Here is a 14,704-nt window from a genome sequence, read left to right on the forward strand (position 1 = left end):
GAAATTCAATGGAGTTTTATAAAAAGTATAAAGTCAAAAATAACTGCTCAGAGCCGAGATCCAATATACAATAGCATAAAGTCATAGCAGTATATGAAATGCAGCTGGCTACAAAAACGAGCAAAATAAAACAATACCAGTTTTTACAAATCGATTATTGTTACAACTTATAAATCTCTCAAACAAAACAAGAGCAAATAGCATCAACATATACAATAGACGGATTATCAGAATTTTGAATGCATTTGAGTTGCCGCATTCATTAATACGTACCATACCAAAAACTAGAAAAACATTGTACAAATAATTGTATAACTACCTTATTTTTTAATGAAGTTTTGATAAAAACTGCTATATATAAACAAAAATACATAAAACTCTTCATGGAGTTTTAAAACAAAAAAAAACCCGGACAAGCCAGGAAAAAGTTATTAACGCCCGAACCGGGATTCGAACCCGGGTCGGAGCCTCGACAGGGCTCCATGATAGGCCTCTACACTATTCGGACATTCTGCGGTTTTCGCTTGTGAGCACCCCTTAATGGATGTTCTGAGATATAAAGCTTTTCATGATTTTGGAAGTCCCGCCTCCCAGACTCGAACCGGGGGCATCGCGGTGCCTGCGCGGAATTTGTGAACGTGTCACATGAACCATACTACAGCCGCGCACTCTACCAACTGAGTTAAGGCGGGTCCTACAAATCATGCATCAGCACGCCAATGCTATGCGATGCAACACACCAATACGCACAATAATACTTAGCTCTTTCGCCGCAAAGGAAGATAATGCCGGTAAATACCACTTATCTTAAAAAACACTACACAGAAAAGTCATAGATAAAGTTGAAAAATACGGGCAGAGCTATCACCCGTATCTTAAAAAAATGATATCAGAAAGTATCCAGCTCTCCCTTGACCACCATATCGGTGATCCTGGTAATGTCGGAAAGCCAGTCATCAATAACTGATTCTGTTTCCGCTCTTATGGATGCGAAGTTTGCGCCATCCTCAGGGATCACATGTGCACTGGCCACAAGTGGCTGGTCAATGGGCATGCCGATCTGTGAGAGCAACCTTATGTGTACATCCTGTATCTGGGGCACTTCCTTTGCAATGTCCCTTGCCATCTGGGTAGAAAGCAGGTTGTAGATCTTACCGATGTGGTTGATCGGATTCTTTCCGCTTGTGGCTTCCATGCTCATTGGCCTTCCTGGAGTTATAAGACCGTTGCAGCGGTTACCACGACCAACAGAGCCATCATCCCCCATTTCTGCAGATGTGCCCGTAACGGTCAGGAAAACAGAGCCACACTGCGCATTGTCTGCTGCATTGATAAATGTGGATACGTTCCTGTCAGTGCGTTTTAGCGCAAGGTCAGTAACATAGTCTGCCATCTCCTCTTTGATATTCATATAGTGGTCCATGTCATCCACATGCCTGCCCACCATTCCGCAGCAGATGGTAAGTGAAATATCATCGCCGTCACGCAGGCCCATGACCTTGATATCAGTACCAATTCCCGGAATCTTCTTTTTAAGATCGGTTATGAGCTGCCTCTCGGATTCATAGACGATCTGCTCCAGTTCTGAGAACGGTGCATGTCCCACACCAAAGGAAGTATCGTTTGCTACCGGCACACGATCCCTGTTGAACACATCCCTCAGGTCAGAGGAGCCGGTACCCAGCTTACAGTCCACGATCATGTCCCTTTCAAGATCAAGGTCGACTATCGTGTTCCTGAGATAATCCCTTGCAGCCTGAAGTGCGACGGCCTCTGCAGGAATCTCCACGCCTTCGAATTCTTTGGTGGCCCTGCCCACAAGAAGGGTGTATATGGGCTGGATGACCTCTCCGCCCCCGAACTGCGGATTTGACCTGCCTGCAACGATCTGTGTCTCATCGGTATTGTGGTGTAGGACCACACCGCATTTTTTTATGTATTCAGCGCATAGTGCCCGGCTGACCGCTTCCGCAAGACCGTCCGAGATACTGTCCGGGTGACCGACACCCTTCCTCTCCACAAGCTCGATCTGCTGTTTTTCTATTGGCGTTTCTACCAGGTGTTCGACTTTGATATTCCTTAACATTTTGCTATCCTCATGCAATATTATTGGCACACTACGAACAAGAATAATAGATAATCAGATACTAAATTAAGTATTCTTTTCTGTATCAACTAAGCATGTATTATTTAATATTATCTCTTTCAAGGTATAACCTGTAATCATATTTACAGCTTTCAAAATCCAGTACAGAAATATTCGTCAGCGTGAAATCTATATGTCATAAATGTCTTTGAAAGAACACTCAATTTATATAGCTGACTCTATTCAGAAGGATAATCCATGATACGCATTGCCATACCTAACAAAGGACGTTTGCATGACCCTACGGTCAGCCTGTTCAGGGAAGCAGGATTACCGGTACTTGAAGGTGGTACCAGGAAACTGTTCGCAAAGACCACCGACCCTGAGATCACATTTCTTTTCGCAAGAGCCGCCGATATTCCCGAGTACGTGCAGGACGGTGCTGCCGACGTCGGGGTAACCGGACTGGATCTGATACATGAGACAAAATCAGATGTTGAAGTGCTCCTGGATCTTAATTTCGGAGGGGCAAACCTGGTACTTGCAGTTCCAGAGGAATCAAAGATATCCTCTGCAAGCGAACTCAATGGTATGCGTGTTGCCACTGAATTCCCTAATATCACAGAAGAATACTTCAGGGAGAAGGGAGTCGATATCGAGATAATCAAAGTGAGCGGTGCCTGCGAGATGACACCTCATGTGGGGATTGCGGATGCCATCGTGGACATATCAAGTTCCGGCACGACCCTTGTGACCAACCACCTGAAGATGATAGATAAGGTATTCTCATCATCGGTCCAGCTTATCGCAAACAACAAAAGCATGCAGAAAGACGGTAAGATCGAACAGATCAAAACAGCCATGGAGAGCGTACTGCGTGCCAAGGGTAAGCGCTATCTTATGATGAACGTACCTGAAGAGCATCTTGCAGAGGTAAAAAGAGTGCTTCCGGGAATGGCCGGACCAACGGTCATGAAGGTGGAATCAGATTCATCCATGCTTGCGGTTCACGCGGTGGTCGAATCCGACAGGATATTCGCAACCGTTGGCAAGCTTAAAAAGGCCGGTGCAAGGGACGTTCTGGTCGTGCCAATTGAAAGGATGATGCCCTGAGGTAATTCCATGGCTTTTGAAGTGATCCCTGCGGTCGATATGCGAAACGGCAAGTGCGTACAGCTCGTGCAGGGCGTTCCCGGCAGCGAGATGGTCTCTCTTGATGACCCTGTGGCCGTTGCAAAGGACTGGATAAGTCAGGGTGCAAAAACCCTTCATCTCATAGACCTCGATGGTGCAATAGAGGGCACACGCCAGAATGCACCCCTCATCGAGAAGATAGTAGAAGAATGCAGGCCCATGGGAGTTGAGATACAGGTAGGAGGAGGCATCCGATCCTTTGAAGATGCCGCAGGCCTGCTTGAGCTCGGAGTGGACAGGGTGATCCTGAGTACCGCAGCAATCAGGAACCCGGAGCTTGTTAAACAACTTGCAGATTCCTTTGGCAGCGAGCATGTGAATGTCGCCCTGGATTCAAAGAACGGCAAAATATCCATCGAAGGCTGGAAAAAGCAATCAGAACATACTGCTGTGGAGATGGGTACCAGGTTTGAGAGCCTGGGCGCAGGCAGCCTCCTTTTCACGAATATCGATACCGAAGGTCTTATGCAGGGAGTGAGCACAGGCCCCACAGAAAAGCTGGTAAACTCGGTCAGTATCCCGGTTATCGCATCAGGAGGAGTCACATCCCTTGAAGACCTTTTGGCGATCAGGAAGACAGGAGCATCAGCAGTTGTTGTGGGAAGTGCACTGTATACCGGAAAGTTCACACTTACAGAAGCGATAAATACTATCAGTGAAAATTTATAAAAAACACATAAAAGGTGCATCTATGAGATCTGCAGAAGTATCACGCAAGACCGGTGAAACCGATATCCGGATAGAACTGAACATCGATGGGACAGGAGATTCAGATATCGATACCGGCATAGGTTTCTTTGACCACATGCTCACAGCATTCTCAAAACATGGCAACTTTGACCTGACTGTCAAAGCCAGCGGAGACCTGGTCGTGGATGATCATCACCTTATAGAAGATACTGGCATAGTGCTGGGCCAGGCTTTTGCAGAAGCACTCGGAGATAAGGCAGGAATTGCCAGGTTCGGAGAAGCCCGCATACCAATGGACGAAGCCCTTGCAAGCGTGGCACTGGATCTTGGCGGTCGCAGTTATCTAGTACTTGATGCAGAGTTCATGTCAGCAAAGGTAGGAGAGTTCAGCACCCAGATGGTCAGGCACTTTTTCGAATCGGTTATCCAGAACTCGAAGACCAATATGCATGCAAGTGTCTACGGTGACAATGACCACCACAAGATAGAGGCACTTTTCAAGGCATTCGCATATGCCATGCGAAGGGCAACGGTCATTGAAGGAGAAGGGATAAAAAGTACCAAGGGAAGCCTTTGATCGACAAGTATCAATGAGAATTCTCAATTAAACTTCTTCTTCAATTTCTCATAAAATGCCTGTTCTCCACCTGATGTCTTCTTTGAAAGCCTCTCGACTATGAGCTCAGGCGTACTTTTTGCGACATAATTATAACGCGGACTTCTCTCTACCACAAGGTTCAGGTCGGCATCAAGTCCGCTTGCCTCTATACCATCAACCCTGATCTTGCAAGTGGTGTTCTCAAGTATGAGCTCAGGCAGGTGGGACACGAATACAGACATGCTTTGCTTATTCTCGGTCAGTACCTCAAGAATTCCGGCAATGATCTTGGCCGAAGCACCAGGCTCGGTGATGGATTCGAGTTCATCCGCCAGCACCATCTTGGCAGAATCATCCGCCACCACAGCAAACTCCGTAAGCGTAGTCTCGAAGGCTCCCGCATCCAGTGTTCCCTTGGACTTGGCGAAATAGTAGAACCCGTCCGTAAGTGAGATCTCCGAAGATTCTGCCGGCACCGGGAATCCCATATGAGTCAGGATCACGGACTGTGCGATCAACTCCAGCATGGAAGTCTTACCACCCGAGTTGACACCACTGAGAAGTATTACCCGACTGTCATCACCCTCAGGACTGTAACTGTTCCTGCCAACAGAATAGTCAATAGGGACAACATCCCCGTGTCTTGAAGCTATGAAGAGATTACGGCCCTGTTCGAGTGCAAGACCCGGACCATCAACTATTTCCGGCATTTCAAGACCATTATCCCTGGCAAAACAGGCTACTGCAAAGCCTACGTCAAAATCCAGGACTTCCCGGATCATGTTCCTGGCAATATCAAGATAGGAAGAAAGTACCTTTCCAAGCTCGCGCTTGTGCTCAAGCTGTCTTGTAAGTACCCTGCGTTCCATATGCTGCCTGAAAGAAGACAGCTGTTCCCTGTCAAGCTCCACAGGATGGCAAATCTCATCGGGAAAAAGAGCGTCTATAAACAACATTTCCTTTTTCTGAAGGTTCAGCTCATCACAGATGGAAGCTGCACATTCTTTCATCACGGAATAATAGGATTCATGCAATTGCTTACCCATTACGTCCTTCACTTCCATGGAGCCCTTCATAACCCTGAGCATATCCTGTCCACCAAGGGTGAACTCACTCTTTGCCAGGGACTCGTCAAATTTCAGATTCGCATCTTTCAATGCTGCCGCAACACATGCATCGAGGTTTGCAATGACATAGCGCAGCCGGTCAATTTCCTCGTCGGTACCCTCGATGACATTTCCCTCATCATCGATCAGTGAAAGAGTGGAAGCAAGCACTTCCAGTTCATCATCTGACACATCATCCAGAAATGATACATTCCTGGAGCGTAATATCCGCACAACATCAATGGCACACTGCAGGCTACTGAGATTTCTGGAAAAAACGATCATCTCTTTCTCAGGAATGATCTGCCAGTCTTGACTTTTCCTTATATCGGAGATGAATTCCGGATGGATATCTTCCGGAAGATCAAAGGACAGGTAAACATCGTCTGCAGCAACAACATGGGAATAGCCACGTGCCATGTCAACAAATTCCGAGAGGGAGCCTGCCAGCTGCACATCCATCATTGAGCCAAACCTCTCCCTTGCATACTCAAAAGTTTCCTGTTCTGCACAGATTATCACCCTGTCACGGATCTTCGGAACCGTGAGCTTAATATTGAGTGGTTTTACCCTGGTGAGCATGGAAACGATTTCCGTATCCTCACCCAGCAGTTTTGCAGTTTCCATGTATCCGGATACAGAGCTGCGCATCTGCATGATAGCATCTGATCTTTTTGACGGATAGGGGATATGGATATGCAGCTTATCCCTTGCGTAGCTGGTATGTGCGTAGTCCTTTATGAGCTCCAGAAGTTTTTCATATACCGCCATGGCCTCTTCTGTCCTTAAAAAGTCAGATATCCCAACTCCTTCGGTTTTCGACCTGATATCATGTACAAGGGATATTGCAAAGCGCTGCCCGATACCTTCCACCTGGGAGATACCCGCAATGTCGGCCCTGAGTATCGCTTCAAGGGCCAGGCTTTCAGTTCCGAAATGTTCGATAAATCTTTTTGCCATCTTATCCCCTATACCGGGGACGGCACGTAAACTCTCGATATCTGCAGACATGTTTATTCACAGATTTCCGTATTTAAGCGTTGAATTCGTCAAGGGTACAATTTGCTATTCCACGCTCAACTTTATATCTGTCCCTTCGTGACATCTCACTGACAGAGGCCGAACTCTTTGGTTGCAGCTGTTTAGCGTGTCTTTTATTGCGCCTGTTTTCGATCATCTGGGAATCATAATAGACATCCCAGAGTTGATCAAGCTCATCGTCTTCCCTTGAAAAACTCAGGCTTTGTATAAAAGATGAGCGTACGTTGGTAAAATTCTCAAGTCCTATGTAGCGCCCGTTGCCGATCCAGGCAATATCATTTTCAATAACATAGACAGGCAGATCCGGGTTCTTTCCCGCAAGCCAGCGGCAGAACATGTCACCGATGTGATGAGGGGAATCCACTTCAACAGTCAGTATGCCGTTCACAAAATCAGGTCTGGCGAACATGCATAACCGTTGATAGGCCCGTGTCACATCGCGCATGTAATTATAGAATCTCTTACCGGTCGGACTTTTACCCGAATATAGCTGATCGGCATTACCCGCACAGGAGCATATGAAATGTACAAGTTCTACAGGGTTGCAGGAAGAATGCCTTAAAACAAGGTCGATGTATTTTTCAACACCCGGATCACGCTGGAACATCCGGCTTTTTCTCCTGCCAAGTATCCGGGTGGCAAGATCGGAGCAATTGGTCACCGGTTTGAAACCAAGGGTCCTCACATCGTCCTCAAAACCCGAAAATGATATCTTACTTTTAAGCTCTTCCAGAGTATCCGCATATATGAGATCTGATTTCGGACTGTCCAGTAATTCATAACATGCAAGTAGCACACCCTCCACGTTTTTCTTGAAGGCTATTATCATCAGCTTGCCCCCATGAAAGAGGCCAGGTTGGTCTGTCTTTTTCCGTTTATCTCAATGAACGGACGGGCTCTGGATATAACAACACCCATACGCATGAGCTCCTTTTCAGATGAGATCGGCCTGGACCTTACTATCCTGTTGGCACCCACGGGACCTATACCCGGTACAAGCAGCAACTCATTCAGGCTGGCAGAGTTGACATTCACAGGGAATCTTTCAGGATGTGACTGTGCCAGCAGCATCTTGGGATCCGAATCTATGAGAAAGCCGTTGTCGTCATAGACCATATCAAAATCAAAGGCTTTCAGGCCATAGTCCTTGAGAAGATAGGAAGTCTGGTAAAGCCTGATTTCCCTCCACCGGGGAGAAGACGGATTGTTCTCAAGAGGTGTGGACGGCACCGGATCAAAACTCATGAAATACGGCCGCCTCAGTTCATACTTATCCATGAACTTATCAACGGTCTGCACTATCTCACGGTCGGGCTCCGACAGAGCACCCACCACGAACTGAGTGTCATTGGCACCCACTATTCGGCCACCATAGCCGACTTCCTTTCTCTTTTTGTTTATCAGGTCCCTGGTCCACTTTAGTCTCTGGAGCACATCACTCTTGTAATCAAAATTCGGGCATATCTCCGAATAGTTCACAGAACTTGTGGTCTCAGCGTTCACACCGAACTTGTTCGCATAATCTGCAATCTCCTCCAGCAGATACAGAGGAGTGCCAGGCATAACGCGCATATGGATGTAGCCGGTAAAGCCCTGGTTTCGCAGGAGTCTTGCCACCTCAAGCTGCTTCTCGGCGGTGTTCTCAGCATCACCGATAACACCGGAAGAAAGAAAAAGACCCTCAATAGCGTTCTTTCTGTAGAAGGACCAGGTGATCTTTGTGATCTCCTCAGGAGTCAGGGACGCCTTTACAGAATTCCTCCCGCATCTGTTGGGACAATAGCTACACTCCCCGGAGCATGAATTTGTAAGCAGGGTCTTGTACAGCTGGATACAACGACCGTCAGGACCGAAGGCGTGACATACGGCACTCTGGTTACAGCTATCATACTTTGTTCCCTCGGAGAGTACCTTCATCCTCTCCGTGAGTGTCATATGGTGTTCATTAACAGTGTGCCTACTGGTCATTGCTTATTAATCCTGTATCAGACTATATAAGCGGCTACCAAGCGATGTGAAAGTATTAACAGAGCAGAGAATAAACAGTAAAAATGTAAAAAACAGAATCAAATGCTGGAATTATTCTTCCCTGACTTTAACCTTGATCTTGAGGACACTTACAGGTTCAAGCTTTTTCCACATTACAGTGGCATTTTCGTCAAATGTGAAATTGCTGACTGTCTTATCTGAAAATTCACCATCCACTTCATAAACAAAAAAGCCTTCTTCGCCATTTGTTGAAACAATATTCTCCTGACCGCGTATGTTCCTGACCTCGACAACAGCCACCTTTTTCAGTGCTTCAAGAAGAGTTGTGCCCTTTTCCACCTCAACTGTCTTGGCAGGTGCGAATATATCGAGAGCCTTGAACAGATTTCTGTCATTTAGCTGCAGAACATGGGTCTTGCCGTATACTTTTCTCTGTATGAGATCTGCTGCTTCGAGAATATTTGCATGTTTTGCTGCAACCGGAACCGAGATGTCCAGTTCACGTGCAAGTTCGGAGATGTGCATTTCCCCTTCTGTCAGTTTTTCGAGCATTCTCAGGCGGGTTTCACTACCCAGAGCACTGAAAAGTTTCAAACGGTCAAGATGCTCGGGGTCTTCAGATTCGTTATTATCGTCTCGGCTCATAGATATTAATGGATTATACACCCATGTATATATAAATTCCGCACCTCATACATTCTCTATAAGTGTAAATGTCCCTGCAGCATATCGATTCGTATCCACAGACGAGTTAGAGAACAGTTACTTTATACGGATCTCCTGTTAAGGGCAGCACGCTGGGTCCTGATCTTCTCGTCAATGGATTGCAGGTCATGGATAATGAATTCATGGGTCAGGTAATCGGGAGATACATATTCCACTATCTCCGAGCAACGTTCATGAGTGAAAGGCATATGCTGATCCATTTTCTCAACCACTTCCATGACTTTGCCGAGACGGTCGAAGAAGGCCATTTCCTCAAAGCCCTCGGGAATTGAAGAATCAGGATCTGACTGCATGATCTCCCCGGACAGGCTGTGATGAAAGTGCATACCCTCAATACGATCAACTATGTCCTCTGGAAGCTTTGAAAGTACATCCAGAACGGTGTCCACCGCACATTCCTCCTCCCTGCATTCCTTTGTAGCATTCATGAGATGTCCCACATCGAGAACGAATGCCCAGTTATCAAAATCAAGCTGCTCGGTGAAATGTCTGATCGGTCCCGCATCGAGAAATGTCAGTCCCGGCCACCAGAGATTCTCAAAGAACAGACGCACAGGTGGTTCACCTGAGGAGAAGGCTTCCACTGACTCATTCAGGAACTCGGCTGTGGTATCCATTACATCATAATCAGTACAGTTGAAACTACGCGTGAACACGTGCTCCAGTTCCACATAAGCCACATGGAACACACCGTATGAGGCATCAAGCAGGCTTGCATTCTCCATTGCTTTTCTGAAATTACCGACAATCTCCTCACGACTCTGCCCGCCAAAGAGATAGGTTTTTTCGGCTTCCTCAACATCCGAGGAGAACACAGAATCATCAAGCCACGCCCTGTGTCGTCCCATCCAGTAGGGAAGATGTACTCCCTCTATGAGATGTCCGGGAATCTCCGGCAGTGGAGAATGGTCCACATAGAGTTCTATACCATCAAGCTGGTGCCTGGTCAGAAAGTTTGCGATCTTACCCCAGTCTGAATCAAAAATATCCATCTCAACCTTGTAAGTTGAGAGATTCATCAGTTCTTTCATAATTATCCCGAATCTCTTTTTACCTGTCCGGCACTGCACTTAATTTCCCGTTCTTGATCAGCCACGCGGTAATATTGATCCAGTTATCCACAATGGAATTCTTTTCATCAAGAATTTCATCAAAGGGTAAATCTACAGCACAGCCCAGCAGGTCAGGCAGACCTTTCATAATGGAAACTGCGGCTTTCTTACCGGCGGTTTCCGGAATGAGACCCCATGATATCTCATCAAGTATATGCAGAACCGCAGCTGTAGTACTTACGAGAGAAGGATTCTTGGAAAACTCACGTAGCTCCTTTAAAAAAGCAGCCTTACGGTTCTGTCCCTCAAGTCTTGATGCTGCCTTCCAGTACATTGCCTCATCCACACCGAACCTGTCAAGGCGGACCATCATATCCCTCTGGGAAAGAGGTGTGAGATCGGACTGGAGTTCCAGGGCACGCAGGGTTGCTTCCAGCACACACCTTCCTATCATCTCCCCGAGCTTGGAATGTTTCCCGGCATCGGTTAAAGTGATAGTACTTGTCCTGTCCGCAACGATGGCTATCATATCCGTCCCTGAACCCGTTGCAATACCATTCGAGTGCCTGCTTGGTGCCACAAGCTGCTGCAGTGCCGCAGTCTTTGCCTCGGTTGCAGTGACGATCGCCCTGGTCATGGAATACGGAGGGAGGTTTGCACCTATGAGAAGTATGGTGTTGATGGTACCCTGTATATACTGATAAGCCCCGTTTTCCTGGTAATATGAAGCAGGATCACCCACACGCCCTCCGTTGACTTCGATGCCTCCGGTGACTATGGCAGTCACTTCCACACCCCTGAAAGAGCGTGTGACAATAGCGGCATTCTCCATACAGGCCGCGGTCAGCAGGCCGGATGATTTTTCGGGATCCACCCCGAGTTTGTTCGATATGAACTCAAGATAAGCCGGAACGCTACCTCCTTCAAGGTCCTCTGCAGAATGTTTACCCCTTGGCACATGGTGATTGAACACAGCCTCCAGGTCTTCCCTGTATCCTCCATTGACCCAGGAAGTTGTAAATGCACTTCTGCCCTCCGGAAGGATGACCACAATGGAACCGGACCTGCGATACACCTTTTCACCACCTGAAGTCTCCAGCAGCATGACACCTACCTCATCTTCAAGAGGTGAGCATTCTCCAGAACCTGTTCCTGCTGGCAGGGCTTTTTCCAAATCTTCTACCATGAATCCTTCACCATATTCTTATTTAAAAATTGTAATTCCCTTTACGGAAGATCATGATAAGTTATCCGACAGGGGGCTTATAAGTGTTTGTGAAAGGGCATCATGCAGTTTCGGCTGCAGCATGTGCTGCCTCTCTCTCGGACAGGTTCCCAAGATACAGCCGTGCCCACAGAAAGATCACTAAAGCACCGAGCATATTGCCGACAACCATTCCCCACCAGACACCTATGATTCCCATATCCAGGACTACCGCAAATACAAGGGCAAACAACGGAACGAATATGAGAGCGCGCAGGATCGTTGCCGCAAGTGCATTGATACCCTTGCCCACACCCTGGAAAAGAGCCGAGGAAAGCAGGCCTAAGGATACCGTGGGGTAGAAGATACAGATTATCCTGATGAAAACAGTAAGATCATCGGTTATATGGGATGCACCTTCTGACATGGTAAACGCGTAGGCTATCTGTGGTGCAAGCACGAATGTCAGAACTGCAATACCCGTCTCAACAAGAAAACCCATCTTCGTTGCGTAAACATGGGTAAAAGATACCTTGTCATAGGACTGCTCACCAAAAGCAAAGCCACTCATAGTGATAACAGCAGTTGCTATACCGATAAGGGGTGCAATTGCCACCGTTGCAACCCGCCAGCCTACAGTGTAGACAGCCACGGCATCGGTATTGCTTACATAGATTATGATGATATTCATGATCAACATCATCAGGGCCATGGATGACTGCTGGAAGGATGCCGGTATACCAACCCTGAATATATCCCTGAGTATACCCCTGTCGAACCTGAAATCCCCGAAATCAAAGGACACATAGGTATCCTTGCGGAAAAAGAGCCAGTTGGCCATGAGAGCTGAACTGACCCCAAGAGAGATCACAGTAGCCCAGGCCGCACCTGCAATACCCATATCAAGCTGGTATATCATTATCGGGTCCAGTATGATATTCAGAACGGAACCAAGTACCATTGCATTCATGGCGCGTTTGGTATCACCTTCACTGCGCAGAATGGCGCTTGCCACGTTGGGGAAGAACATCAGGATACTTCCGGCAAATATTACCTTTCCGTAGGAGGTTGCAAGCCCCACGGTCTCTCCGGCCCCAATCAATGTGAATATTGTTTCTGCATAGAAGTAGAGCGGGACCGCGAACAGTACCACCAGTATGAGCATCAGGATCATGGTGTGGACCGCAACGTTGTCAGCTTCATGCTTGTTCCTTGCACCCAGTTTGCGGGATATCGCGGAACCTCCGCCAATACCGAGTCCGTTTGAAAGAGCTATGGAAGCAAAGAAGAACGGGAACACGAAGCCTACAGCTGCAAGGGCATCTGCTCCAAGCCCGGATACCCAGAAAGTATCCACCAGATTATATATGGTCTGGATGGACATTGCAAACATCATGGGTAGTGCCAGCTTTATGATGGCTTTTTTAGGATCACCGGTAAGGGTATCCATTCCTTTGGTGCTTTTTTCCGTCCCGACTTCCGGATAGGGGTCGGGGTCGACTTCGGAACCCTTCATTTTTGGGCCTTCCTTGCCTCGTTCTCGGCAGATATATTGCCTATTGCCCTGTTCATCATGAGGATGAAACTATCCCGTTCTTCCCCGGTGAAACCCTTAAAGACAGTTTCGTTGATCCGGGAAGATATCTCCTTTATCACAGGTCCGAGCTCTCTTGCCCTGTCCGTAAGGAAGACGCAATATGCACGCTTATCCCGCGGATCGGTTTCCCTGCGTACGTAGCCGCATTCCTCAAGTTTGTTCAGGGCCCTGGTTCCTGTTGCCCGGTCACAGCTCAGTGCTCTGGTAAGACTTTCCTGGCTTATGCCATCACGATGCAGCAGGCGCATCAGAAATGGAAACTGACCGCTTCCTATCCCATATGGTTCCAGTTCCCCTGCAATAAACGTCTGAACCTGCCTTGCAAGCAAAAAAGACTCTCTCCCTATGGACTCATGTGCCTTTTTCATTAGAAGGTCCTTATTTTCGGATGATGAAATCAAAATATCCCCATTGTTGCTATATCAATAGTTGCGTATGCAACAATATGTATTTAAAATAATCGCATACAAAAATCAAAGCCAGAAAATCATTCGGCAAAAAGCTCTACACCCATGATGCTGAGGAAGATATCCTCAAGTGAGGGGACTATGGTTCGCATCTCAACGATATCCCCGCCTCTGGATGCCACCCATTTGGTAGTATTATTGACCACATCTATATCATCGGTAATTACAACATAAGCATCATCTGCCTGTGTCACATCTGCAAGATCATAATCCCCGATGTCATCGACCCTGAACTCAAGACGGTACTGTATCTTACCGTATTCTTCACGGATATGATCCGCTGTTCCCTGTATGATCTTCTGTCCGTTCTTCAGTATCAGGATGTTGTCACAAAGGCTCTCTACCTGATAGAGATTATGGGCTGTAAAGATGATGGTCTTGCCTTCTTTTTTAAGAGAGCGGACATAGTCTGTGATATATCTTGATGTCATGGGGTCAAGACCCGATGCAGGCTCGTCATAGATCAGGATATCGGGGTCATTGATAAGAGAGCGGGCGATTGCGACCTTACGCTTCATACCCTTTGAGAGATCACCTATCTTCTTGCCGTCCGCATTGAGCGAAAGATCAAAAAGCAGATCTGAGATCCTCTTTTTTGCCACGCCCTTATCAATATCATAGAGTTCTGCAAAGAACATCAGATAATCGTTCACAGACATACCCTCATAAAGAGGTGATTCTTCAGGAAGAAAACCTAAAAAGGACTTAATTTCAACGGAGTCACGGAACATATCAAGACCTTTCATGGAGATGTCACCCCTGCTTGGTTTGATAAGACCACCAAGCATCTTCAGTGTGGTCGTCTTTCCAGCACCGTTGGGGCCTACTATTCCGAAGATCTGGCCTTTTGCTATGGAAAAGCTCAGGTTTTCAACTGCAACGAAATCCCCGTATTCTTTTCTGAGTCCACTGACTTCGATGATATTCTGTTCCACAAATACACAATATAGATTA

Annotated in this window: 13 protein-coding genes and 2 tRNA genes; 3 read left to right on the plus strand and 12 right to left on the minus strand. The window is 47.0% G+C overall.

Annotated elements, in window-relative coordinates:
- Positions 1–435: 435 nt before the first annotated feature.
- The 3 genes from HWN40_RS12705 to HWN40_RS12715 form a co-directional block, all read right to left on the minus strand.
- Positions 436–508: transfer RNA gene (locus HWN40_RS12705), tRNA-Asp, on the minus strand.
- 73 nt (positions 509–581) lie between these two features.
- Positions 582–692, minus strand: a tRNA-Tyr gene (locus tag HWN40_RS12710).
- A gap of 197 nt (positions 693–889) precedes the next feature.
- On the minus strand, positions 890–2,086 hold the full coding sequence (locus HWN40_RS12715) for a methionine adenosyltransferase (RefSeq protein WP_176966080.1): 1,197 nt from the start codon (positions 2,084–2,086) through the stop codon (positions 890–892).
- Between the two features lie 258 nt (positions 2,087–2,344).
- On the opposite strand from HWN40_RS12715, the gene hisG reads away from it, so the two are divergent.
- From hisG to hisB, 3 genes are read left to right on the plus strand one after another with little or no spacing between them, the layout of a single operon-like run.
- A complete protein-coding gene (hisG, locus tag HWN40_RS12720; protein WP_176966081.1) occupies positions 2,345–3,199 on the plus strand; it encodes an ATP phosphoribosyltransferase in 855 nt (284 codons plus the stop codon).
- Between the two features lie 9 nt (positions 3,200–3,208).
- Positions 3,209–3,949, plus strand: coding sequence for a 1-(5-phosphoribosyl)-5-[(5-phosphoribosylamino)methylideneamino]imidazole-4-carboxamide isomerase (hisA, locus tag HWN40_RS12725; protein ID WP_176966082.1), 741 nt, complete (start codon positions 3,209–3,211; stop codon positions 3,947–3,949).
- 22 nt (positions 3,950–3,971) lie between these two features.
- A complete protein-coding gene (gene hisB, locus HWN40_RS12730; protein ID WP_176966083.1) occupies positions 3,972–4,547 on the plus strand; it encodes an imidazoleglycerol-phosphate dehydratase HisB in 576 nt (191 codons plus the stop codon).
- Between the two features lie 23 nt (positions 4,548–4,570).
- On the opposite strand, the gene HWN40_RS12735 is transcribed toward hisB, so the two are convergent.
- The 9 genes from HWN40_RS12735 to HWN40_RS12775 form a co-directional block, all read right to left on the minus strand.
- Positions 4,571–6,685 (minus strand): MutS-related protein, encoded by a 2,115-nt coding sequence (locus HWN40_RS12735; RefSeq protein WP_176966084.1) that lies wholly within the window; start codon positions 6,683–6,685, stop codon positions 4,571–4,573.
- A gap of 22 nt (positions 6,686–6,707) precedes the next feature.
- On the minus strand, positions 6,708–7,544 hold the full coding sequence (locus HWN40_RS12740) for a DUF4130 domain-containing protein (protein ID WP_246275923.1): 837 nt from the start codon (positions 7,542–7,544) through the stop codon (positions 6,708–6,710).
- Positions 7,544–8,683 (minus strand): radical SAM protein, encoded by a 1,140-nt coding sequence (locus tag HWN40_RS12745; protein ID WP_246275924.1) that lies wholly within the window; start codon positions 8,681–8,683, stop codon positions 7,544–7,546. Before HWN40_RS12745 ends, HWN40_RS12740 begins: the two co-directional genes overlap by 1 nt.
- 111 nt (positions 8,684–8,794) lie before the next feature.
- Complete coding sequence (locus HWN40_RS12750; protein WP_176966085.1) at positions 8,795–9,349, minus strand: ArsR family transcriptional regulator; 555 nt, start codon at positions 9,347–9,349, stop codon at positions 8,795–8,797.
- A 122-nt stretch (positions 9,350–9,471) separates the two neighbouring features.
- On the minus strand, positions 9,472–10,461 hold the full coding sequence (locus tag HWN40_RS12755; protein ID WP_176966086.1) for an apurinic/apyrimidinic endonuclease family protein: 990 nt from the start codon (positions 10,459–10,461) through the stop codon (positions 9,472–9,474).
- Between the two features lie 19 nt (positions 10,462–10,480).
- Positions 10,481–11,668 carry an adenosylcobinamide amidohydrolase gene (locus HWN40_RS12760; protein ID WP_246275925.1) on the minus strand — a complete coding sequence of 396 codons (1,188 nt, stop codon included), beginning with the start codon at positions 11,666–11,668 and terminating at the stop codon, positions 10,481–10,483.
- A gap of 100 nt (positions 11,669–11,768) precedes the next feature.
- Positions 11,769–13,202 (minus strand): MATE family efflux transporter, encoded by a 1,434-nt coding sequence (locus tag HWN40_RS12765; RefSeq protein WP_176966087.1) that lies wholly within the window; start codon positions 13,200–13,202, stop codon positions 11,769–11,771.
- Positions 13,199–13,684 (minus strand): MarR family winged helix-turn-helix transcriptional regulator, encoded by a 486-nt coding sequence (locus tag HWN40_RS12770; protein WP_176966088.1) that lies wholly within the window; start codon positions 13,682–13,684, stop codon positions 13,199–13,201. The genes HWN40_RS12765 and HWN40_RS12770 overlap by 4 nt, the downstream gene beginning before the upstream one ends.
- An 86-nt stretch (positions 13,685–13,770) precedes the next feature.
- The gene (locus HWN40_RS12775; protein ID WP_246275926.1) at positions 13,771–14,685 is read right to left on the minus strand and encodes an ABC transporter ATP-binding protein; all 915 of its coding nucleotides are present in this window, start codon (positions 14,683–14,685) and stop codon (positions 13,771–13,773) included.
- Positions 14,686–14,704: the final 19 nt, after the last annotated feature.

Source organism: Methanolobus zinderi (assembly GCF_013388255.1).
Lineage (GTDB): Archaea > Halobacteriota > Methanosarcinia > Methanosarcinales > Methanosarcinaceae > Methanolobus > Methanolobus zinderi.